The sequence below is a fragment of the Photobacterium leiognathi genome (assembly GCF_030685535.1).
Taxonomy (GTDB): domain Bacteria; phylum Pseudomonadota; class Gammaproteobacteria; order Enterobacterales; family Vibrionaceae; genus Photobacterium; species Photobacterium leiognathi.
The window spans coordinates 234,741-256,575 of the sequence record NZ_CP131601.1 but is presented as its reverse complement, the minus strand read 5'-3'; the positions used below and the strand labels follow the sequence as shown (position 1 = coordinate 256,575).

The window sequence follows — 21,835 nt, the reverse complement described above, 5'->3', positions numbered from 1 at the left end:
TTAGGCACAGCAGGTAAACCTGCTGTGCCCAATTTTTAATTACCGAGTAGGTATGATTACCAACGGTAATGTGCGAACGCTTTGTTCGCGTCTGCCATACGGTGAACGTCTTCACGTTTCTTAACAGCAGAACCTTTGTTGTCAGCTGCATCTAGCATTTCGCCTGCAAGACGCTGAGCCATAGATTTTTCACCACGCTTACGCGCAGCTTCAACCAACCAACGCATAGCTAGTGCGTTACGACGTACTGGACGTACTTCTACAGGCACCTGGTAAGTTGAACCACCCACACGGCGAGACTTAACTTCTACCGCTGGACGTACATTTTCAAGAGCTTTTTCGAATACAGCTAGGTGTTCTTCACCAGAACGCTCAGCCATAGTGTCTAGTGCAGAGTAAACGATTTTTTCTGCAGTAGATTTCTTACCGTCAACCATTAGGATGTTAACGAATTTTGCCAGCAATTCTGATTTGAATTTAGGATCTGGAAGGATCTTACGCTGACCGATTACGCGACGACGTGGCATGGGAATTCTCCGTTGTCTTCTTCAGGTTATCCAAAACTTTTCAGTTTCTTCAAAATTAAATAATTTTAGTGTTTGGCCTTACTTAACGGAATCCATTAAGACTTAGGACGCTTCACACCGTACTTAGAACGACCTTGTTTACGGTCATTTACGCCAGCACAGTCTAGTGCGCCGCGAACTGTGTGGTAACGTACACCTGGAAGGTCTTTAACACGACCACCACGGATAAGAACAACAGAGTGCTCTTGAAGGTTGTGGCCTTCACCGCCGATGTATGAAGTTACTTCGAAACCGTTAGTTAAACGAACACGACATACTTTACGTAGTGCTGAGTTTGGTTTCTTAGGAGTAGTAGTATATACGCGAGTACATACACCACGTTTCTGTGGGCACGCTTCTAGTGCAGGCACGTTGCTTTTTACAACTTGCTTAGCACGTGGCTTACGTACCAACTGGTTAATAGTTGCCATTAAATAGCTCCTGATTATTACTTACGTAAATGGTGAAAAATCTGCCTCCCAACAACAGGAGGACGCGAAATTTTAGGCATCGCACCCAAAGGTGTCAAGATCTAACCAACGATCAATCAAGTGATCATTTCTTAAACAATCGTTTTTTTTCCGCTTTTAGGGTGAATGTCTTAGTCAATTAAGCCCATTTCATATGCTTATCATGCTTAACGGTTAGTGCAACAAAGCCTTTATAATCAATAAGATTAAGATCTTTATCACACTTATCTTGTAAGCCACGCGCAATGACATCAGCTTCTAATAAATAAATTTTTATTCCGGTGTTTTTTATTGCCGCTAAATCTTTATTTTTTACCAATCCTGCGACAACAGCATCTTCTAACAGCAATATTTCATCTCCCGCAGATACATATGCGAGACATTGCGTTAAAGAATGACTTTGAAATGGTGAGCGAGTAACGGTATGAAGCATGATGACCTCAAAAACTAAGAAGTTGACGACATTGATGCATTTTTTCTACAAGTGCTTGTTTTTCTAATGCGATAACATCAATAAGTAAATCACCAGCGGTTAAACCACGCGCTTCAAGCGATTCAGCACTAACATATATATTTTCAATGTCGTAAAGCTCTAGCATTTTAAAAGTCGCAATATAATCACGGCTTAAGATCGCTTGTGGTTGTTGCTGTTTAAGTAACTGAAAAATACCGTCATCAATAAAATACAGCTCTAATTCTTCAGTATAAGCCGAGCTTGCCAACACGGCATCGAGCCCTTCTCGCCCACTGTTGCTACCATGCGGTGACGTTCTAAAAACAAAACCAAGTGAATTCATACCATTACCACTAAAATTGAATAACACGATCAGCGGTTAACATCACTTCTGCTAATCCACCAAGGCTGGCTTGCTCAAAGCCATCAGCAAGGTTTGCTGAACCCAATTGATTTTGCTCTGCTTCTTGCTCACCCACAATGCCACGACGAAGTGCTGCTGCAACACAAGTTTGTAATTCAACTTGATGTGTTCTACCCAGTTGCTGCCATGCCGCAACTAAGTCAAATTCATCTGATGCAGGCGCTGTTAGTGCAGATCCATTTAACACGCCATCTTGATAGAAGAAAACACGTTGCAGTTTGTGCCCTTCTTCTATCAGTGCTTGTGCAAATTGGTATGCAGAACGCGATGTTTGGCTACCATAAACAGGCCCATTTACCACGATAGCGTAGGTTAGACTCACTTCTCTCCGTCCTCTGTTTTACGCTGACGGATATATAAGTAAACGGTGTGCTTAGAAATATTTAGGCGATCAGCTACGCGATTGATGGCATCTTTAATATCGAAGATGCCTTTATCAAACAACTCCATCACAATTTGACGGTTTTTAGCGTTGTTCGATACGTTCTTATCGGCGTTAATTTCTTCGATAGTACGCTCAACAGTTTGATCGACAAGCTCATCAACATCACTGGCAAAGTTAACACTTGATGCTGCTTGTTTTGCTTCATCCGTTGGCATAAAGGATTGTAGGATCTGTGAAAATGGCGCATCTAAATTTACGTTGATACATAGCAGGCCAATAATGTTGTTATCACCATTACGGATCGCAATAGTGATGGATTTCATTAAATCGCCGCCTTTAGCTCGAGTAAAATAAGCGCGAGAAAAATTGCGTTCTGATCCTTCAATATCACGTAACATGCGCAATGCTAAATCAGTGATAGGTGAGCCGACTTTACGCCCTGTATTTTCACCGTTAGCGATTTTTATCGCTGAGGTGTTGAGATCTGCTAATGAATGCAACACGATTTCACAGAAAGGACCAATCAGTGCTGCTAAGCCATCTACGACAGCTTCATAAGAGCGAAGAATAATATAATCATGCTCAGAGAAGATTCGGCTATCGACGATATCACTGTCGACCATCACCTCTGAACCAAAGTTATCAGTTGAAACCACTATTCAATCTTCCATGCTGCAATCAATACTATTTATACGATTTATGCATCTAGCCTAAGTATTAAATAGAATCAATAAAATTTAAAATATTGCTAGTAAGTTTATCAGATAATTAAAAAGAAAAGACCCGACATAGGTCGGGTCTTGATATTTCTCAACGTATTTATTGGCAAAAATTGCTCAATTATTGCGTTTTTGTCTCAGTAGCTGCTGGTTTTTCAGCAGGTGCCGCTGCAGGTTTTGCAGTTTTGTCACCTTTAATACCTAGTAGCTCAACTTCAAATACTAGTGTTGAGTTAGCTGGAATGCTTGGGTTTGCTTGCGCGCCGTAAGCAAGTTGTGGCGGAATAACAAATTCAAACTTAGAACCAACAGGCATTAGTTGAACACCTTCAGTCCAACCAGGGATCACTTGGTTTAGTGGGAAGGTTGCTGGTTGGTTACGTTGGTAAGAGCTATCAAATACAGTACCGTCAGTTAGCATACCTTTATAGTGTACTTCAACTGTGTCGGTTGCTGTTGGCTTAGGACCTGTACCTTCTTTCTCAATCTTGTACATTAGGCCAGTCTTCGTGGTTACCACGCCTGACTCTTTAGCAAATTTCTCGCGGAATTCTTCACCCGCTTTCACGTTTTTAGCAGCTTCTTCTTTTGCTTTCTCTTCAACGATCTTCGCTACACGTTGATCTAGATCTTGAAGTGCTTGCTGAGTTTGCTCTGGTGTAAGACGGCTCTTACCAGCAAATACATCTTCAACACCTTGAAGTACGTCTTGACGGTTTAGTTCTAGGCCAAGCTCTTTCTGTTGATCAAGGTTAGCGGATAGGTATTGAGCAAGTGACGCACCGATTGCGTATGCTGCTTTTTGATCTTCAGTTTTGAATTCAACTTTTGCATCTTCAGCAGCTGGAGCTTTAGCAGCAACCTGCTCTACTTTCGCAGGTTCTGCAGGCTTGTTAGTGTCTGCTTTATTATCATCCTGACAACCAACAGCTAGAAAAATTGTTGCTGCCAATACAGACATCTTTAGAACAGGTTTCATGTATTTCTCCATCAGTCATTGAGGCAATGCCTCATTTTTTAACTGTACTTTTTAGTATGAGTATGAAAATAAAGTTATATCAATATACTACTAGCATCTGATTAAGTAACTGTAAAAGATTTGTCAGTTCAGTTATTTAATCGGACTAATTTACTCTACTAGTTACCCTATGCAAGCGGAACCGCAGCTTAATGTATAAAACTATTTTTTCATTTAGTTTATTTTTATCTATTTTGACCCTAAGCGGTTGCTTCACTTCCGGTTCTGAAACTCAGCGTTGGCAGCTAGCCCCACAAGGCAGCACCAGTTTTAGCCTTAGCCGCGATGGTCGGTTTGCACTTGTTAGCGCAATCGAACAAGGTATCGTGCTATGGGACTTACAGCAAAACAAAAAGTTAGCGGATTTCGGTTCTCAAGATCAACATCACAATACTGTGATAACTAGCCAAATATCAGACAATAAACGCTTTGCCATTACGGCAACAGCACAGAACTTTGCGACTTGGGATCTCGGTTGGTCACAAGCGCAAGGGTTGTGGTCTATTTCTGACAGTACCATTAGAGACGTCGCTATTGCTAATAATGGCGACGACGTTTTATTAGCGCTAAGTAATGGTAAGGCCTTGTTTATTAATATTAGCACAGGACGCAGACTTGAGTTTCTCGCCCACCACGAGAAAGTAAACAGCGTTGCGTTATCCCCAAATGGTCACTATGCACTTTCAGGTGGTAACGATCATAATGCTTATTTATGGGATACACGTTCAGGGCAAATCTTGTACCACTTTCCTCATCAAAGCCGAATTACTCGTGTTGCCTTACAGCGTGATGGCAAATTTGCCCTAACCGCAGACGGGACGAATGAAGTTTTTATCTGGGATTTAACCAACGGCAAAAAAGTTTCAGAATTAGACATCAACTTGCGTCAGCAGAACCTTTCAAGTGCACGTTTTTCTGATAATGGCGAAATGGTGGCAACGGGTACCCCAGCGCGTAGAGTTGAGCTATGGCAAACGCAAACCGGAAAAAACCTTGGTAGTTGGAAAGCAGAACGCCTGCAAGATGCTCGACCTGCTACTGCGGTAGTGTATGATGTGGCTATTAGCCCAACAGGTGAGGTGATATCTGGCTCTTCTTCCGGATTTGCCCAAGCCTGATCAACCAATTGAAAACGACCATGACTGAGATTGAACAATTACAACACCGTATTGATGAGCTTGAGATGAAACAAGCGTTCCAAGAGCAAACTATTGATGATCTTAATGAAGCGCTCACTAAACAGCAGTTCATGATTGATAAAATGGAAGTTCAATTGCGATTTTTAGTGGGTAAAGTCAAAGGGATGCAAACATCCAATATGGCAACAGAATCCGAAGAAACGCCACCGCCACATTACTGATCAGCGTATATCGAAAACAAAAAAAGGAAGCCTTAGCTTCCTTTTTTCTTGTATCGTTAAGCGATATTAGTGAGAACAGCAACCGCCCTTCTCTTCACCACCGCAGCAACCTTCGTCACCGTGGTCGTGATCGCCACAACCGCCTTCGCCGCCACAACAGCCACCACCTTGGTGTAGGTGACCGTGAGCGATTTCTTCTTCAGTTGCAGCACGTACAGCAACAACTTCCACGTCAAAACCTAGTGTTTGACCAGCAAGCATGTGGTTACCGTCAACAACAACGAAATCACCATCAACTTCTGTTACTTCTACAGGGATTGGACCTTGGTCAGTATCTGCTAAGAAACGCATACCAACAGTGATCTCGTCAACGCCTTGGAATACGTTTGCAGGAACACGTTGAACCATTTCTTCCATGTGCTCACCGTAAGCTTCAGCAGGAGCAACAGTAACTTCGAACTTGTCGCCAACTACATGGCCTTCAAGCGCTTTTTCAAGGCCAGGAATTAGGTTGTTATGACCGTGAAGGTAATCAAGTGGAGCTTCAACTGTTGATTGATCTACAACTACACCATCTTCAGTTTTCACTTGGTAAGCTAGGCTTACTACTGTGTCTTTAGCGACTTTCATGTTTACTCCAAAATTTGAGCTTGGGGTGATAAGTTTTGAGCGACATCATACAGGATAATATGGCTATGATGCCAATATCGCATTTAGTCAGGTTTAAAAACACCTATCACTTGTTGTTTGGTTGTTGAAGAAAGTTGTTCACTTTCGTTTACAGATTGTGGTGCTCGGGTATCACTATGATCACACGCAACGCACTCAACATGTTCAACATCATCTTGCTGCCACCAGCGTAAAGTATCGATAGCTTGGCAACTCGGGCACTTAGCACCCGCTATAAATCGTTTTTTTATCATCCAGTTCTATCCTTGATCAGACACAAGCATCAAGCGATGTTAATCCCAACCATGGTGACGTTCTTGTTCGCCACGCATTTCTCGGTCGAAGATTTCTTCTAACTCTTTACGCGCTTCTTTTTGCTGTGAAGCTAAGTTGACTTCTTCGCTATGCTGCGGCAATAAATCGCGTAATGCTTGTGTATCTATTTTGCGAAAGTGCGCTTCAGCACGTTTCGCTTTATACGGATGCATACCCAGTGATATGAGGGCTTGTCGGCCTAAATCAAGAGCGCCAGCGAAAGTTTCACGGGAAAAACACTCAACGCCTTGACTAAGCAGCAGGTGTGCTTCTACTCGGCTTCTCGCTCTTGCTAAGATTTTTAAGTGTGGGAAATGCTGCTGACACAGCGCGACCACTTCCATCACTTCTATTGGTGCATCGGTACATATAATAATAGCTTCTGCTTTATCTGCGCCTGCCGAGCGTAACAGATCAAGTTGTGTCGCATCGCCATAAAAAACTTTATAACCAAACTTACGTAGAAACTGAATTTGGCTTGGGTCACGTTCTAGAATCGTCACTTTAATTTTATTAGAGAACAGTAATCGCCCGATCACCTGACCAAAACGACCGAACCCAGTGATAATGACCTGAGGAGAACGATCGACCACATCAGTTTCAGGCTCTGGCTCGACATCAGCTTGGAAACCACGAACATACCAACGGTTTTGTAGCGTTAACACCAATGGTGTTGTCATCATTGAAAGGCTCACCACCACCAGCAAGAAAGCAAGCAGTTGACCATCTAATAGCCCTTCTGTTCGTGCGGCGGTAAACAATACAAACGCAAATTCACCACCCTGGCTTAATATCGCTGCCATTTGACTACGCGATTTTTCGCGTACACCAAAAATACGAGCCAGTAGGTATAACACGCCTCCTTTGACTGCCACTAACGCTAATACAGCAGCCAAGATCTGTAACGGATATTGCCACAGCAAGCCAAGATTTACGGCCATCCCAACTGAAATAAAGAACAAGCCCAGTAATAGACCTTTAAATGGCTCAATCGCTATTTCTAGTTCGTGGCGGTATTCACTCTCAGCCAATAACACCCCGGCTAAGAATGCCCCTAATGCCATTGAGAGCCCGAACGCTTGCATGATCAGTGCAATACCTAACACCAGCAAAAGAGCGGCAACATTAAATAATTCACGTACCCCACTCATTACCACATAGCGAAATAGTGGGCGCAGTAAGAAATGCCCGCCGACTAATAGCAATGCTATGCCACCTAGCATCCATACTGCATCATTCCAACTGCCACCTTCACCACCAGCGAGCGCTGGCAATAACGCCAACATTGGGATCACAGCGATATCTTGAAATAGCAACACTGCAAAGCCTGATTGACCAGTTTCACTACCCGATAATTGTTGCTCTTCGATTACTCGTAATGCAATCGCAGTAGAAGATAACGCTAACCCCATACCGATAACAGCAGCATCTCGCCATGTGATCGTCGGCAATAATCCAGCAAAGCTCATGACAATACCTGCAATCACAATGCTGGTGATCAACACTTGGCTGCCACCTAAACCGAGAATCGGCTTTCGCATCTGCCATAACTTTTTGGGGTTTAGCTCTAAACCAATTAAAAACAGTAATAGCACCACACCAAATTCGGAGAAATGCAAAATAGCATCAACGTCGGAAATTAAAGCTAGCCCCCAAGGACCAATAATGATCCCTGCGATCAAATACCCCAAAACAGAGCCTAATCCGAGTTTTTGCGCTAACGGCACAGCAATGATGGCTGCAGAAAGAAAGACCACACTCAGCACTAAAAAGTCATTGGTCATGATGTCCTCCTTTCTTTCGATCTAATCGAGGTTCAATAAAAAAAGGATTCGCTAACCATGATTGATACGCACGAGCATGTTGTTTTAGCTCTTCTGCTGAAACTTTTCTTGCCCAGTGTAAAACTAAAGGTGGCAACCAATGCATTTGGCAGAGATCAGCACATATCTCAAATGGCTTTAATATCGTATCAATGCCATAACGGTTATAACCATCAGGGCTATAAGCCTCTGCGCCACCACCTGTGGTGACAACGGTCCGCCAATATTTGCCAGCGGTTTCATTACCATCACCATGAGCAAAGCCTTTACTTAGAACGCGATCAAACCACTCTTTTAATAGTGACGGGCAGGAATACATATAAATTGGGTGCTGGAAAACAATCACATCATGGCTGGCGATCAATTCATGCTCAGCAACAACATCAATAAAGAAATCTGGGTACGTGGCATATAAATCATGCACAGTCACGTTCCCTAATAGCTCAATGTCTTGCAACATGGTGCGATTAGCAATGGACTCATCAGGATCTGGATGAGCAAAAATAATCAGAACTGAAGGTAAGTTTTGTCGTGTCATAACATCCTTTGACATAGTTAACATTCATCATGTTCAACAAGTAATACTTCTCTCGATATTATTCCATCATACCTAATTGTTAACAAACATGATCTTTTAGTTAGCATTTATTCTTCAATTACTTCCATTCATCGGCGTGAGAGAAGTTAGCCAGTCTGTACGGTTTGAGTTAGACTTCCGCTCATAAGTCCAGTTTATTTTGTGGAGCGGGCACGACCCCGGCAATATTGATGATTGTCTTTTCAGATATGCAACTTCTTCGTGGCGGTAAGGTTTTACTCGAAAACGCCACTTCAACGATTCACCCTGGCGACAAAGTCGGTCTTGTCGGTAAAAATGGTTGTGGTAAATCCACCCTATTCGCTTTACTGAAAAATGAACTCAGCTTAGATGCAGGTAACTGCCAATTCCCAAGCAACTGGGAGATGGCATGGGTGGCTCAGGAAACCCCAGCGCTTGAGCGTGCTGCCATTGAATATGTGATTGATGGCGATCGTGAATACCGTGAGCTTGAACGCCAGCTACAAGCAGCAGAAGCGGCAGACAACGGTACATTAGTGGCAGAACTTCACGGCAAGCTCGATGCTATCGGCGGTTACAGCATTAATGCCCGTGCTGCAGAATTACTTGACGGTTTAGGCTTCTCACAACATCAAATGCATTGGAACCTCACCCAGTTTTCGGGTGGTTGGCGTATGCGCTTAAACTTGGCGCAAGCCCTATTATGTCGCTCTGATCTATTGCTACTCGATGAGCCAACCAACCACTTAGATTTAGATGCGGTAATGTGGCTAGAAAAATGGCTCCAAAGCTACCGTGGCACACTCGTGCTGATCTCCCATGACCGTGACTTCCTCGATCCTGTGGTTAATCGTATTATCCATATCGAAAACCAAACCATGCATAGTTACACAGGTAACTACTCATCGTTTGAAGTGCAGCGTTCAGAAAAACTGATCTTGCAACAAGCAATGTTCCAGAAACAACAAAAGCAAATGGCGCACATGCAGTCATACATTGAGCGTTTCCGTTACAAAGCCAGTAAAGCGCGCCAAGCACAAAGCCGTATTAAAGCCCTTGAGCGTATGGAAAAAGTGCTACCAGCACAGTTTGATAACCCATTTAGCTTTGAATTTCGTGAGCCAAGCGCCCTGCCCAATCCTATTTTAATGATGGATCAAGTGGCGGCAGGTTATGACGATTTACTGATCTTAGAGAAAATTCGTCTAAACCTCGTACCAGGTAGCCGTATTGGTTTACTCGGTCGAAACGGTGCAGGTAAATCGACCCTGATCAAAATGCTAGTTGGTGAATTGCCAGCAAAAGCAGGCGATATGGCGTACTCGCAAGGGGTGAAGATTGGTTACTTTGCCCAGCACCAATTAGAAACACTCTACCTTGATGATACTCCAGTACAACACATGGCACGTATTGCGCCACAAGCAACAGAGCAACAACTGCGAGATTACTTAGGTAGCTTTGGCTTTAACGGTGATAAAGCACTAGAGAAAGTCGGTCCGTTCTCTGGCGGTGAAAAAGCCCGTTTAGTGTTAGCCCTGATTGTGTGGCAACGCCCTAACCTCTTGCTACTCGATGAGCCAACTAACCACCTTGATTTAGATATGCGCCAAGCATTAACCCTTGCGCTGCAATCTTATGAAGGGGCAATGGTTATCGTTAGCCACGACCGTTACCTACTGCGTGCAACCACTGATGATTTATATCTGGTCCACGATCGCCAAGTGGTGCCATTTGATGGTGATTTAAATGACTACCATAAGTGGCTAACGGAGCAGCAGCGTAATGAGCGCCGTGATCAACAAGCAGCTAAGCCTGAAACCAACAAAGACAACAGCGCTGCCTCTCGTAAAGAGCAAAAACGTTTAGAAGCAGAGTTCCGTAAGCTCACGGCTCCTATTCGTAAAGAGATCACTAAGCTTGAAAAGCAAATGGATAAGCTCAACAGCATTATTGCCGATGCAGAAGCAGCATTAAGTGATAGCAGCATTTACGAAGCAGAAAACAAAGCACGTATGAACGAGCAACTCACACTGCAAGGCGATGCTAAGTCCGATCTTGAAGAAGTAGAAGTGGCTTGGATGGAGCTACAAGAGCAGTTGGAAGAGATGGAAGGCAAATTTAACGCCGAGTAAATCTCACCAAAATAATCAACGCCAACGATCTATGTGTTGGCGTTTTTTATTTCTAGCCGATTAATACAAAAGCTAAAATCAGCATCACTACCAAATCATAGTGACGCAAGCGGCGGTTAATCCCCCCATCACCTGATTAAACCTTATCGTTCGTCTCTCTGATGTTAACCAACATCGTATCACCACCCCAGTTGCTGTCCATAGTGATACACAAGCAAACCCCACCACGAAAAATACCGTCACAATCATTGTTATCGATAACCAATAATGTTCTCCGCCAACAGCGAAGGTGCTTACTGCCGTTGCAGACATCATCCATGCTTTAGGGTTAACGTATTGAAACAATGCCGCCGAGAATATACTCATAGGTTGAGCGTTCACTTGTTGCTTTGTTTTACTCATGCCGCCAGAGGTTGCGATTTTCCACGCTAAAAACAACAAATACGCACACCCAACAACTTTCAATACATCGTGAACAATGGGATAACGTTCGAAAATGATCCCTAGCCCAGCGGCCAGTAAACTGATCATACTCGCCATACCTACACTGATCCCCGTAATATGAGGCACGCTACGCCAATAACCAAAATTAGCCCCAGATGCCGTGACCATCATATTGTTTGGCCCCGGTGTTCCAGTCATCAGTGCGGCAAATAAAATCAAAGAGAGAATAGTTGTTCCTTCCACGCTGTATCCTTTATCAATAAGAGTTATACATTCTCCAGCTCCCTCTCACACCAAATTGTATCGATACAATTATTTGAATTTAGCGACAACGATGAAAATCTTCTGGAAATACGGTTAAATTGTGCGCACAATTTAACCTAACAAGGGAAGTTATTAAGATCAAAGGATTTATTGTCACCATGACAATCTTAAACATGACGCTTTCAAGTGATATCAAAACCCCACTTTATCGCCAAATCGCTGACAACATTGCCGCAGCAATTGAACAAGGTGAGATCAGTACTGGCAGTAAATTACCCACTCATCGTGCTCTCGCTGATCAATTGCAGGTGACGGTTGGCACAGTAACGCGAGCATATGCTGAAGCTGAGCGACGTCACCTCGTTGAAGCGAGAATTGGTGCGGGAACTTATGTCTGTGATAGCCGCCAATCCAATAGTTGGGTTTATCAAATTGAAGAGGTTGCACCGAACGAGTGTAACTTTGGCTACAACATTCCACCTCGGTTTGATCGCAGTGACATGCTTAGCCAAGCGATGGCAAATATCAGCGCCAACCCTGCCGAGCTCAATGAGATGATGCTATATCAGCCCCCTGAAGGTATTGAGAAGCACCGTCAGATCGCTAGCCAGTGGCTTAATCAACAAGGTATTGCAGTCTCACCAGAGCTAATGTATTTCACCTCAGGTGCTCAACATGCCGCAGAGCTGTTACTCAGTACTTTCTGTCGCGCAGGCGATACGGTTTTAGTCGAGCATGTCTGTTATCCGGGCTTTCTAACTCTAGCTAAACAACATGGGATCACCGTTAAAGGTGTTGAAATGGATGAAAGCGGTGTTTGCCCTAGAGCACTTGCTTCTGCTTGTCAGTTGTACCAACCACGTTTAATTTACTTAACGCCCACCCAGCAAAATCCAACCTCAATTACAATGCCACTCTCTCGCCGTGAAGCCGTTATTAGCGTTTGCAAACAGCATGACTTGTTAATTGCAGAAGATGACATCAATGGATTACTCCCACTGTCGTCACCACCGCCATTGATAAACCTTGCACCTGAGCAAGTGATTCACATTGGTGGCTTGTCGAAATGTTTAGCACAGGGGCTACGTTTGGGTTATATCCAAGCGCCAAAACAGTGGCAACCCCACTTAAGTGCAGCATTGTATAATCACAGCTTGATGATAAGTCCTCTGCTATCGGCAATTGCGTGTGAATTAATTACTCAGGGGCAAGCCGATCAGGTGCTCGACACCATACGTAATGAAATAGAGCAAAGGCAAAATATTGTTCAGAGCTATCTTGGTGAGTTTGCTATTACCACCCAAAAACACAGCTTTCATGTTTGGCTTAAACTGCCTGACTATTGGCGACTGACAGATTTCATTACCGCAGCAGAGCAACATAATGTCATCGTAAAATCTGCAGAGCACTTTACTCCACCGGGTGGTACGATTATGCCCGCAGTACGGCTTGCGATAAGCTCACCAACAAGTCAACAAACACTGATATTTGGACTTGAAATCTTGGCTGATTTACTGCGACAGCCACCGATGACAAGTCCATTCCCGTTGTAATAGAAAGGATGATTATGTCTTCATTTACTCCCGCATTTGGGCTTCAAAACCCACATATTCAAACCCTATTACCACGGTTTGTCCGTCGAGCGCCTTTATTTACCCCGATCACTCAACGCATCACAACACCTGATGACGACTTTCTAGATCTCGCATGGACAGCTCAACCCGAGCCAAGCAACAGCACCGAGCCTTTGATGATTTTATTTCATGGTTTAGAAGGCAGTTTCCACAGTCCTTACGCCAATGGTTTATTACATGCAGCGAAACAGCAAGGCTGGTTGGCAGTGATGATGCATTTTCGTGGCTGTAGTGAAGAGTTGAATAAGCAACCACGAGGCTACCATTCAGGTGAAATTGAAGATGCGCGCTTTTTCATTACTTGGTTACGTCAGCAATTTCCCTATCGTCCTTTTGTCGCTGTAGGCGTATCGTTAGGCGGCAATGTGTTAGTTAACTATCTTGCTCACTATGGCGATAAGAGTGAGCTTGTGGCGGCTCAAGCCATCTCTCCGCCACTAGACTTAGCTTCTTGCTCTGAGCGTATTCAGCAAGGCTTTTCTAAAGTTTATCAGCAGTATTTGCTAAGCTCGATGAAACGCACGATGGCAAAGCGTATCGACCATCACCCAGATAACATGCCCTTATCACAGCAAGCGTTAGATGAGATCAAAACCGTATGGCAGTTCGATAATCTTATCACCGCACCATTACACGGTTTTCTTGATGCTGATGATTACTACCAACGCTGTAGTGGGATCAACCAGCTCGAGAAAATAACCACACCACTTAGGATCATCCATGCCAAAGACGATCCCTTTATGACAGAAGCTGTTATCCCCAAGCAGACATTACCGAATAATATTGAGTATGACTTATTAGAAAAAGGGGGCCATGTCGGCTTTGTAGGAGGCACTCTTTTTAAACCGCAATTTTGGCTCGAACACACAGTGCCGCAGTGGTTTGCCAAGCAGCTACAAACATCACAAGTAAAGCAACCACAATCGATAATACTTCATGAAGTGGCAAGCTAATGATCTGCTAATAATATTTTTGATAATATACTAAACACTGATGTCACACTGTAAACGAGGCTCTGGATGATCATCCCTTGGCAAGATATTGCGCCTGAAACACTCACTAATCTCATTGAGCAATTTGTTCTTCGTGAAGGAACAGATTACGGTGAAACAGAGATGAGTTTAGAAAGTAAAGTGAACGTGGTTCTCAACCAATTAAAATCTGGTGAAGCCGTGATTGTCTTTTCTGAATTGCATGAATCTGTCGACATAAAATTACGCAACCAGTTGCAATAATTATTCCTAACCTGAGTCGTGCTCCGAGAGTTACGACTCAAAACTTGCCTTTGTTATCAGTTTCACTTTTCAACCCCCACATCCTTGTTAACTTGTAGTAACATTATCGTAAATCAGGTGATCTCCTTATTCCCTGACATCTCATTATCTTCCGATAATTAACAACGACAAGGTTAGTCATGTCTGCAAAACATCCTATCATTGCAGTAACCGGTTCATCAGGAGCAGGAACCACCACCACTTCTGAAGCTTTCCGTAAAATGTTCAATATGATGAACATCAATGCTGCATGGCTAGAAGGTGATAGCTTTCACCGCTTTACCCGCCCAGAAATGGATGCGGAAATTCGTAAAGCCAAAGAGCAAGGTCGCCATATCAGTTACTTTGGTGCAGAAGCTAATGACTTCGGCCAATTAGAGCAATTTTTCAAGCAATATGGTGAAGATGGTACAGGCCGTTTTCGTCGTTATCTTCACACCTTTGATGAAGCCGTTCCCTACAACCAAATGCCCGGTACATTTACGCCATGGCAAAAGCTGGCTGAAAATACTGATTTGCTTTTCTATGAAGGTTTACATGGTGGCGTCGTTGATGGGGATATTAACGTCGCTCAACATGTCGATTTACTGATCGGCATGGTACCAATCGTTAACCTTGAGTGGATCCAGAAGATCGTCCGTGATACCCGCGATCGTGGTCACTCGCGTGAAGCGGTAATGGAGTCTATCGTTCGCTCGATGGATGATTACTTAAATTACCTAACCCCGCAGTTCTCACGCACTCATATTAACTTTCAACGCGTTCCTACGGTTGATACCTCAAACCCTGTCAGTGCAAAAGGTATTCCGAGCCTAGATGAAAGCTTTGTGGTGATCCGCTTTCGCGGTTTAAAAAATGTCGACTTCCCTTACCTACTTGCGATGATCCAAGGCTCATTTATGTCACGTCATAACACCCTTGTTGTCCCTGGTGGGAAAATGAGTTTTGCGATGGAACTGATCATGAGGCCACTGATCGAGCAGCTAATCAAGACAGGGAAAATTAGCTAGTTCATATATACCCAAGTCATCTCAAAGTACTTGGGTATAACGGTTAAAACAAAAAAGGTTGGCGCAGTGCCAACCTTCATCAAATCGAGTACAGCGCTAACGGCTTAAGCACTGATCACTTCATAAGAATGCGTAAGCTCTACCCCTTTGCCCAGCATCAAACATACCGAGCAATATTTCTCTAGTGAATCGGCAACAACATTCGCCACCACTGATTCCTCTAAATCAAAACCAGACACCACAAAATGCAGGTTTGCTTGTGTAAATAAGCGTGGTGCTTGCTCTCGGCGCTGTGCTGAAATTTGCACTTCACAACCGACAATATTTTGCGCTTGTGCTTTCAATCCACTGACAACATCCACCGAACTACAGCCACCAGCAGCTATCAATACGAGCTCCATTGGACTTGGGGCTTTATCGCCACCGTTGCCATCCATTACCACACTATGACCTGAGCTTGATTGACCTAAGAAAGTCATATCTTCTACCCATTTGACTCGGGATTGCATCGCTTAATCCTTATTTAGATGCCCGAAGATAACGACTAGTCTTATTGATAAATCTAATAATGTAAATCGATTTTCGTATTCCGTCCTCTTCGTGCTACAGGCACATTTTTACCTGCAAAAGCTGACCTGTTATTCATGGTTAAATACCACTAATAGTAACTATCTCACCACGTTGTGATCCTGTGCACAGTTATCCATATCAAATGAGCGATTCTACTAGATCAATATCAAGAAAAAGGCGTAGAAAAAGGATACACTCTAACTTATTCAAGTTAGCTTGCAGCCCAGCGGCTGAATGGATACCCTGTCAGCAGACAGTTTTTTTTCCAGCACGGTGCTCGAAGAGAAAATGAATGCTGTTGGGCAACAAATGCAGAGGAAGTTAGTAATATGGTTCCAGGTAAACCGCAAACAGATCCAACTTTAGAGTGGTTTCTTTCCCATTGTCATATTCACAAGTACCCATCAAAAAGTACGCTGATCCACGCAGGTGAGAAAGCGGAAACTTTGTACTACATTGTGAAGGGTTCTGTTGCTGTACTAATCAAGGATGAAGAAGGTAAGGAAATGATCCTTTCTTACCTAAACCAAGGTGACTTTATTGGTGAGCTTGGCTTGTTCGAAGAAGATCAAGAGCGTACTGCTTGGGTTCGCGCTAAGACTCCTTGTGAAGTAGCAGAAATTTCGTTTAAAAAATTCCGTCAGTTAATCCAAGTTAACCCTGACATTCTAATGCGTCTATCTGCTCAAATGGCAAGCCGCCTACAAGTGACTAGCCAGAAAGTAGGTGATCTAGCATTCTTAGACGTTACAGGTCGTATTGCGCAAACATTGCTAAACCTAGCTAAACAGCCAGATGCAATGACGCACCCAGACGGCATGCAGATCAAGATCACTCGTCAAGAAATCGGTCAAATCGTTGGCTGTTCTCGTGAGACAGTGGGTCGTATTCTGAAGATGCTTGAAGAGCAGAACCTTATCTCTGCTCACGGTAAGACTATCGTTGTTTACGGTACACGTTAATTTAACGCTGTCACCGTATGAAAAAAGCCGCACACTGTTGCGGCTTTTTTAATGTCTTTTTAACTTTTCAAACAAGCATGAACCTGTTTTTTATCAAGCTTTGCTTCGTTAATTCTGGCGCTATGCATGCAGTAAAAAAAGTAGCTAACATACTTTTTCATCTCTTCTTTCGCAGAGGTAATTTCATCACCACGCCCCATTTGTTTAAGCGCTATCTGCTGACACATGCTGTTATAACGACTTAGGGTTTGGTTACATTCCTCGGTAGAACTAAACTGCAAGCAACGCTTCGATTTCGCTTTATCACAAACCAGCGCATCACCATTTTGAGTTAACCATGAACGGGTACTATTGAGCATGAACGCAGTTTCAAAAGTGTTTTTTAAAGATTGATTTAACTGCTCATTATTAGCGACCGTGAACTCACGTTTAGCAACAACTTGATCTTTATACAGCAATTCAAATACCCAAGAACCACTGATTAGCTCATAAGGTTCTGAAAATTGCCAAAGCGCCAAGTTTTTATCGTGTTTGTACATGGTATCGGACCATGTTGATACCGTCGTTGCTTGCTTCGTTGCTGGGTTTACCAATTTAGGATGCGTCATACGCGCTGTAATAGGAAATGCCGTTTTTCCTTTCAGCTCATCACTGGCACCATCTGGGATCTCTACGGCATAGCGAAACCCGATATATTGCCCAAGTTTCGGAGTCACTAATTTATTACTCGCCTTTACCGTATAAACAGCCCCATTTTGGCTGATCACACCACCTTCTGAAATCGTCACCTTAGGTACATTGTTATCCACTGAAGATAAAGAGCTACATCCAGCCAATGATGACAATAACAGCCCTACCATTGTGATCTTGCTAAAATTCATATTACTTCTACCTAATCCAAAAGCATTGAAGAAAGAAATACTTATTGATAACTTTCTAACTAAAATAAAACATTAGATGATAAAGCAATGTGACATTTTTAACGTGCCGATAAGATCACAAATTAGCAATTAGATGCGAAATAAAATCCCTAAAAAGCATAAATTGAGCTGTGATAAATATTTCATCAATCCCATTCAAACTTTGTGTCTTTTATGAGAACAATTAATTTGTATTGTCTAAATTAAGTGCTACATTCTGCGTATTAATGGACTTTCTTTTTCTCGCGGTAATGGAATATGGATATTGAACGTTTTGCCCCGAATAGTTACACCACAGTACCAGGCGCTATCGCTCCTCAACCTACAACGATTGAGATGACAGGCTTTAGTGACCGTCGCTGTTACTTAGAACAGCAAACAGGTTTACGTCGCTGCCCTGTTGAAGACAGTGGTATTTGGGGATCGCCCCTCGACAATTAATAGATTCGAAAAAAGCAGCCTAATGGCTGCTTTTTTATTAATAATTCAACGTAATTAGGAGTTATAGGTACTTTCAAAGATCTTATCTGCCGAAGCTTCAACAAAACCAGTATAGATCTCCCCATCCGGTTGTAAGTAGCGTTTCGCAAACTCATAGAAGCCACCCGGTACCTGCATATCACCATCACTAAAGGTAACAGACACTTTATCTGCCATTGTCGCTGATTGTTCTAACATCACTTTAGGATTGCCTTTTACCGCACCTCCAGCTTGGTTAATGGCAAAACCACTGCATTCGAGAAAATGATTCACTTCGGCAATTTCAACAAATTGTTCTAGCTGATTAATATCAATGGTGAAGTGATTGGCACCATAACCGTGAGCTGCCACCCAACCCGCATATTCACTTTCTGCATTGAGAAGATGGTAAACCTCACTGCTCAGTTGCCATGGTTTACCTTGATACAAAAAAGCAGGATCAGCAAAGTAGTCATCATCAACTTGATTAACCAGTTTGCGTACTTCGGTTTGCAGCTCTGTTGAGCACAAACCTAATTGCAACTCACTAATGAAAACCTTAGGTGCATTCGGATCAGGATGCTCAAAATGTTCAGCGTAGAGCTTTTTCTCTTTAAAATGGTAGCGCCCTTTTGGCTTATATCCCACCGCAATAAAAGGCGCAGCTAACCTTGCCATACCACACTTAGGTAAACCAAAGGTACGTAACGCAATATGATCATTGACTAGTGGCTCATCTTCTGTGAGTAACTGCCTAACACTCGACGCAGAAGGACATAAACGCTGGGTATAATCTTTCCATAACTCGGCAAATAATTGTTCCATGCTAGACAATCCTTACAATTAATGATGAAGCTATCTCAAACGAATACCTGGCGATAATTGCTCAGGTAACACTGTTGATTCACCTTCCATTGATGCCATTGGGTAGGCACAGTAATCCGCCGCATAGTAAGCACTTGGACGTAAATTACCTGACGCCCCCGGACCACCAAACGGCGCATCACCACTGGCTCCGGTTAACTGACGATTTCGATTAACAATACCTGCTCGAATATGATCGATAAAATATTGCCATTCATTATCATCGGTAGAAACTAATCCAGCAGATAAACCATAGCGGGTGTTATTCGCCAACGTGACAGCTTGCGCAAGATCTTGATAGCGGATCACCTGTAATAATGGACCAAAGTATTCTTCGTCGGGTAATTTTTCGACCTTGGTGACATCGATAATCGCAGGTGTTACCACCGCCCCTTGACCACGCTTAGCTTCAACCAATATTTCCCCACCGAGCGACGCTAATTGCTGTTGCGTTTGCACAATATTATCGGCGGCTTGGCGGGAGATCTGCGGCCCCATAAACGGCGCAGGCTCAGCAAATGGTCCACCGACGACAATCGCTTTTGTTGCTTCAACTAACGCTGCCAGCAATGCATCCCCTTCGCTACCCAAAGGTAAGTATAGACGTCGAGCACAGGTACAACGTTGCCCTGCGCTAATAAAGGCTGATTGCAAAATAGTGTAGACCGTTGCATCAAGATCGCCATAAGCGTTGGAGATTACCATCGGGTTATTACCGCCCATTTCAAGGGCTAGCATTTTGCCTGGCTGACCTGCAAATTGACGATGCAATAGATGCCCAGTATTAGCACTACCCGTAAATAATAAGCCATCTATTTGTGGTGAAGATGCTAAGGCTTCGCCTGTTGCACGTCCACCTTGCACTAGATTAATCACCCCATCAGGCAGCCCTGCTTGTTGCCACAGTTTCATCACCACTTCTGCCGTCTTTGGCGTTAATTCAGACGGTTTAAACACCACCGTATTACCTGCCAGCAGTGCAGGGACAATATGACCATTAGGTAGATGACCGGGGAAATTGTAAGGACCAAATACCGCCATCACCCCAAGCGGCCTGTGACGCACTACCGCTGTTGTGCCAGAAATATCTTTTTCTCGCTGCCCCGTTCGCTCATGATAAGCCCGTAATGAGATAGCCACTTTGCCAACCATTGCCGCCGCTTCAGTGCGAGTTTCCCATAGCGGCTTTCCTGTTTCCTCCGCGATGGTCACGGCGATAGTTTCACTATTAGCTTTTAAGAGCTCTGCAAATTGTTCAACAACGGCTTGGCGCTCTGCCAAGGTCGCATTTCGCCATTGGAGTAATGCGTGACGTGCAGCATCAACAGCATCGGTAACTTGCTCACCCGTTGCGGCTTCGCCTTGCCAAATGACGTCATCCGTAAACGGGTTAAGTGATGACATGGCTTCACCAGCACCTGCTATCCATTGACCTGCAATCCATTGGCTCATACTCGTCTCCTACACATCGATTAATACATTTGTTATTGCTCGATAAAACGAACAAAGTCACCGTCTGTTACTGCTAATGCATCTGCCACTTGTTGGCTTAACACCACATGCTGCGCTTTATCATCAATATCTAGCGGTGCTGCCACAGCTCTAAAATCACGAAATGATGTATTAGCCACTAAGCATTGTTGCTCACTCTCATGCTCGCCTACTTCGACTTGATAACGTTTGGAATGACGCACGGTTTCAACATTACGGACATCACATTCCACTGTCGGACCTGCATCAAAAATATCAACATAGCCTCGGCATGAGAAACCTTCATTTTCCAATAAACGTAACGCAGGACGGGTGTTGTCATGCACTTGTCCTATCACCGCTTGCGCATCTTTACTGAGTAAATTGACATAGATAGGTAGCTTAGGCATCAGATCAGCAATAAAGCCTTTAGCCCCAATGCCCGTTAAGTAATCGGCGTGAATGAAATCAATCGAGAAGAAGTTCTCTTTCAGCCAGTGCCAAAATGGTGAATTACCTTCTTCATCTGATACGCCGCGCATTTCTGCAAAGACTACATCCGAGAAACGGTGACGATGCTCAGCCATCATTAGAAAGCGAGCTTTTGACAACAAGCGACCATTTAGCCCTTCACGCCAAGGTGGGCGTAAGAAAAGAGTGCAGAGCTCAGTATCACCCGTGTAGTGATTACCCAGCGTTAGAATTTGCACCGTGTTATGCACCCCTAAACGACGTGAAGCATGTACCACAGTACTTAAATGATAATTATAGAAAGGCGCATCTAAACCAATCGCAGCCTCTATGGCTGTTGTACCTGCAATCTCACCCGTTTCGGTATCTTCCGCCACCATGAGATAGCCTTCATCAGCAGGGCTAACAACCTCTTTGGCAAAGCTTGTTTCAGAGTGTGATATCCGATTACGGAGCATTTCTTCGTTAACAGGGAGTGAGGTAAAACCATGGTAAGACTCTTCAGCACACTGCATAAGCGCAGAATAATCACTAGCCATAATAGGACGAATAACCAGCATCGACTTCCCTCCTGATGCAGACAGTAGCGTTGCCACTAA

The 21,835-nt window shown here is 43.7% G+C and carries 26 protein-coding genes; 9 read left to right on the top strand and 17 right to left on the bottom strand.

All coding sequences use genetic code 11. The annotated features are described in order from the left end of the window. Nucleotides 1-56: 56 nt before the first annotated feature. The 7 genes from rpsG to fkpA all read right to left on the bottom strand — a co-directional run bounded on the left by rpsG (nt 57) and on the right by fkpA (nt 3,997). Entirely contained in the window at nt 57-527 is a 471-nt protein-coding gene (gene rpsG / locus Q7674_RS08050) for a 30S ribosomal protein S7 (protein ID WP_008988087.1), read from the bottom strand. Nucleotides 528-622: 95 nt separating this feature from the next. Continuing rightward, nucleotides 623-997 (bottom strand): 30S ribosomal protein S12, encoded by a 375-nt coding sequence (gene rpsL / locus Q7674_RS08045; RefSeq protein WP_004399892.1) that lies wholly within the window; start codon nt 995-997, stop codon nt 623-625. Between the two features lie 178 nt (nt 998-1,175). Next, entirely contained in the window at nt 1,176-1,469 is a 294-nt protein-coding gene (gene tusB / locus Q7674_RS08040; protein ID WP_008988088.1) for a sulfurtransferase complex subunit TusB, read from the bottom strand. A gap of 7 nt (nt 1,470-1,476) precedes the next feature. Beyond that, nucleotides 1,477-1,833 carry a sulfurtransferase complex subunit TusC gene (tusC, locus tag Q7674_RS08035; RefSeq protein ID WP_045063364.1) on the bottom strand — a complete coding sequence of 119 codons (357 nt, stop codon included), beginning with the start codon at nt 1,831-1,833 and terminating at the stop codon, nt 1,477-1,479. 10 nt (nt 1,834-1,843) lie between these two features. Then, nucleotides 1,844-2,236 carry a sulfurtransferase complex subunit TusD gene (gene tusD / locus Q7674_RS08030; RefSeq protein WP_305423500.1) on the bottom strand — a complete coding sequence of 131 codons (393 nt, stop codon included), beginning with the start codon at nt 2,234-2,236 and terminating at the stop codon, nt 1,844-1,846. After that, nucleotides 2,233-2,955 carry a helix-turn-helix transcriptional regulator gene (locus Q7674_RS08025; protein WP_008988091.1) on the bottom strand — a complete coding sequence of 241 codons (723 nt, stop codon included), beginning with the start codon at nt 2,953-2,955 and terminating at the stop codon, nt 2,233-2,235. The genes tusD and Q7674_RS08025 overlap by 4 nt, the downstream gene beginning before the upstream one ends. A 184-nt stretch (nt 2,956-3,139) precedes the next feature. Continuing rightward, a complete protein-coding gene (gene fkpA, locus Q7674_RS08020; protein ID WP_045063252.1) occupies nt 3,140-3,997 on the bottom strand; it encodes an FKBP-type peptidyl-prolyl cis-trans isomerase in 858 nt (285 codons plus the stop codon). Between the two features lie 191 nt (nt 3,998-4,188). Between fkpA and Q7674_RS08015 the strand changes: the two genes are divergently transcribed. Together Q7674_RS08015 and Q7674_RS08010 are read left to right on the top strand one after the other, a co-directional pair. Further along, nucleotides 4,189-5,154 carry a WD40 repeat domain-containing protein gene (locus tag Q7674_RS08015; protein WP_305423498.1) on the top strand — a complete coding sequence of 322 codons (966 nt, stop codon included), beginning with the start codon at nt 4,189-4,191 and terminating at the stop codon, nt 5,152-5,154. A gap of 20 nt (nt 5,155-5,174) precedes the next feature. Then, the gene (locus Q7674_RS08010) at nt 5,175-5,396 is read left to right on the top strand and encodes a SlyX family protein (protein ID WP_008988094.1); all 222 of its coding nucleotides are present in this window, start codon (nt 5,175-5,177) and stop codon (nt 5,394-5,396) included. A 66-nt stretch (nt 5,397-5,462) separates the two neighbouring features. On the opposite strand, the gene slyD is transcribed toward Q7674_RS08010, so the two are convergent. The 4 genes from slyD to kefG all read right to left on the bottom strand — a co-directional run bounded on the left by slyD (nt 5,463) and on the right by kefG (nt 8,741). Then, nucleotides 5,463-6,026 (bottom strand): peptidylprolyl isomerase, encoded by a 564-nt coding sequence (gene slyD, locus Q7674_RS08005; protein ID WP_045063256.1) that lies wholly within the window; start codon nt 6,024-6,026, stop codon nt 5,463-5,465. Between the two features lie 83 nt (nt 6,027-6,109). Then, complete coding sequence (locus Q7674_RS08000) at nt 6,110-6,319, bottom strand: YheV family putative zinc ribbon protein (protein WP_008988096.1); 210 nt, start codon at nt 6,317-6,319, stop codon at nt 6,110-6,112. A 39-nt stretch (nt 6,320-6,358) separates the two neighbouring features. Next, nucleotides 6,359-8,164, bottom strand: a complete 1,806-nt coding sequence (gene kefB / locus Q7674_RS07995) for a glutathione-regulated potassium-efflux system protein KefB (RefSeq protein ID WP_045063258.1) — start codon at nt 8,162-8,164, stop codon at nt 6,359-6,361. Then, a complete protein-coding gene (kefG, locus tag Q7674_RS07990) occupies nt 8,154-8,741 on the bottom strand; it encodes a glutathione-regulated potassium-efflux system ancillary protein KefG (RefSeq protein ID WP_023933756.1) in 588 nt (195 codons plus the stop codon). Before kefG ends, kefB begins: the two co-directional genes overlap by 11 nt. A 230-nt stretch (nt 8,742-8,971) precedes the next feature. Between kefG and Q7674_RS07985 the strand changes: the two genes are divergently transcribed. Beyond that, nucleotides 8,972-10,894, top strand: coding sequence for an ABC transporter ATP-binding protein (locus tag Q7674_RS07985; RefSeq protein WP_305423495.1), 1,923 nt, complete (start codon nt 8,972-8,974; stop codon nt 10,892-10,894). 87 nt (nt 10,895-10,981) lie between these two features. Here Q7674_RS07985 and Q7674_RS07980 read toward each other — a convergent pair whose 3' ends face one another. Beyond that, nucleotides 10,982-11,581, bottom strand: coding sequence for a LysE family translocator (locus tag Q7674_RS07980; protein WP_107229625.1), 600 nt, complete (start codon nt 11,579-11,581; stop codon nt 10,982-10,984). A 179-nt stretch (nt 11,582-11,760) separates the two neighbouring features. On the opposite strand from Q7674_RS07980, the gene Q7674_RS07975 reads away from it, so the two are divergent. From Q7674_RS07975 to Q7674_RS07960, 4 genes are all read left to right on the top strand, one after another. Next, nucleotides 11,761-13,155 (top strand): aminotransferase-like domain-containing protein, encoded by a 1,395-nt coding sequence (locus Q7674_RS07975; RefSeq protein ID WP_305423493.1) that lies wholly within the window; start codon nt 11,761-11,763, stop codon nt 13,153-13,155. Nucleotides 13,156-13,169: 14 nt separating this feature from the next. Continuing rightward, a complete protein-coding gene (locus Q7674_RS07970; RefSeq protein ID WP_045063264.1) occupies nt 13,170-14,189 on the top strand; it encodes a hydrolase in 1,020 nt (339 codons plus the stop codon). Nucleotides 14,190-14,255: 66 nt separating this feature from the next. After that, nucleotides 14,256-14,471: a YheU family protein gene (locus Q7674_RS07965; RefSeq protein WP_008988103.1), complete on the top strand. Its 216-nt coding sequence runs from the start codon at nt 14,256-14,258 to the stop codon at nt 14,469-14,471. Nucleotides 14,472-14,650: 179 nt separating this feature from the next. After that, a complete protein-coding gene (locus Q7674_RS07960; protein ID WP_008988104.1) occupies nt 14,651-15,520 on the top strand; it encodes a phosphoribulokinase in 870 nt (289 codons plus the stop codon). A 104-nt stretch (nt 15,521-15,624) separates the two neighbouring features. Here Q7674_RS07960 and Q7674_RS07955 read toward each other — a convergent pair whose 3' ends face one another. Further along, nucleotides 15,625-16,029 (bottom strand): OsmC family protein, encoded by a 405-nt coding sequence (locus Q7674_RS07955; RefSeq protein ID WP_045063265.1) that lies wholly within the window; start codon nt 16,027-16,029, stop codon nt 15,625-15,627. 390 nt (nt 16,030-16,419) lie between these two features. Here Q7674_RS07955 and crp point away from each other — a divergent pair, with 390 nt between their 5' ends. After that, nucleotides 16,420-17,052, top strand: a complete 633-nt coding sequence (gene crp / locus Q7674_RS07950; protein ID WP_008988106.1) for a cAMP-activated global transcriptional regulator CRP — start codon at nt 16,420-16,422, stop codon at nt 17,050-17,052. A gap of 59 nt (nt 17,053-17,111) precedes the next feature. Here crp and Q7674_RS07945 read toward each other — a convergent pair whose 3' ends face one another. After that, nucleotides 17,112-17,933: a DUF3859 domain-containing protein gene (locus tag Q7674_RS07945; RefSeq protein ID WP_045063267.1), complete on the bottom strand. Its 822-nt coding sequence runs from the start codon at nt 17,931-17,933 to the stop codon at nt 17,112-17,114. 297 nt (nt 17,934-18,230) lie between these two features. Here Q7674_RS07945 and Q7674_RS07940 point away from each other — a divergent pair, with 297 nt between their 5' ends. Next, nucleotides 18,231-18,413: a hypothetical protein gene (locus Q7674_RS07940; protein ID WP_008988108.1), complete on the top strand. Its 183-nt coding sequence runs from the start codon at nt 18,231-18,233 to the stop codon at nt 18,411-18,413. 54 nt (nt 18,414-18,467) lie between these two features. On the opposite strand, the gene Q7674_RS07935 is transcribed toward Q7674_RS07940, so the two are convergent. From Q7674_RS07935 to astA, 3 genes are read right to left on the bottom strand one after another with little or no spacing between them, the layout of a single operon-like run. Further along, nucleotides 18,468-19,256 (bottom strand): DUF1338 domain-containing protein, encoded by a 789-nt coding sequence (locus Q7674_RS07935; protein WP_045063268.1) that lies wholly within the window; start codon nt 19,254-19,256, stop codon nt 18,468-18,470. 30 nt (nt 19,257-19,286) lie between these two features. Beyond that, a complete protein-coding gene (astD, locus tag Q7674_RS07930) occupies nt 19,287-20,747 on the bottom strand; it encodes a succinylglutamate-semialdehyde dehydrogenase (RefSeq protein ID WP_045063270.1) in 1,461 nt (486 codons plus the stop codon). Nucleotides 20,748-20,779: 32 nt separating this feature from the next. Next, a complete protein-coding gene (gene astA / locus Q7674_RS07925; protein WP_305423491.1) occupies nt 20,780-21,796 on the bottom strand; it encodes an arginine N-succinyltransferase in 1,017 nt (338 codons plus the stop codon). Nucleotides 21,797-21,835: the final 39 nt, after the last annotated feature.